The organism is Oleiphilus sp. HI0128 (assembly GCF_001635365.1).
Window position 1 is genome coordinate 1 of the sequence record NZ_LWGG01000280.1, and the last position, 713, is coordinate 713.

1 pseudogene is annotated in these 713 nt (G+C 47.4%); it reads right to left on the reverse strand.

The annotated features are described in order from the left end of the window. Window positions 1–601, reverse strand: a pseudogene (locus A3763_RS03680) (urea ABC transporter permease subunit UrtC); the annotation flags it as partial. Window positions 602–713 lie beyond the last annotated feature (112 nt).

Below are 713 nucleotides of genomic sequence, written 5' to 3' on the forward strand. Positions count from 1 at the left end.
CTGTTAAGCCGTTGGTCCCGCCAAAACCCATCTCGTTTCGGTAGAAAGACAGCATCAATGCATAAGTCAGTGCTTGCGTCATGATCGATAGATATACACCCGTGACTCGAGACCTGAATGCCAACCAACCGAACACGAAAGCTAGCAAGCCAGGCACCAATGCCACCATGATCATCGCAAACCAGAATTGATCCATACCCTGCCAGAACCAAGGTAGCTCTTGCCAATTCAGAAAGACCATAAAGTCAGGTAGCTCAGGGTGACCATAGACACCACGGTCACCAATCTGACGCATTAAATACATGCCCATGCCGTAGCCACCAAGCGCGAAAAATGCACCATGACCCAAGCTCAAAATACCGCAATAGCCCCAGATAATATCAACTGCCAAAGCCAGCATGGCGTAGCACAAGTACTTACCCAGCAAAGTTATGGTATAGGTGCTGACATAAAACACTGAACCTTCAGGCATCACCAAGTTACCGATAGAGGCAAGGAAAGTGATGGCGAGTAAAAGAATTACAAATGGAAAGGTTCGACTCCCCGGCTGACCTTCTCGGCCCATTAATCCGCGATCAAACAGCGTACTTAAAATACTCATTCTGCCGCTCTCCCCTTCTGTGGAAACAGTCCTTTCGGTTTTTTCTGAATAAACAAGATGATGAATACCAATACCAAGATGCTAGCCAATACTGCACCGGTAACCGGCTCAA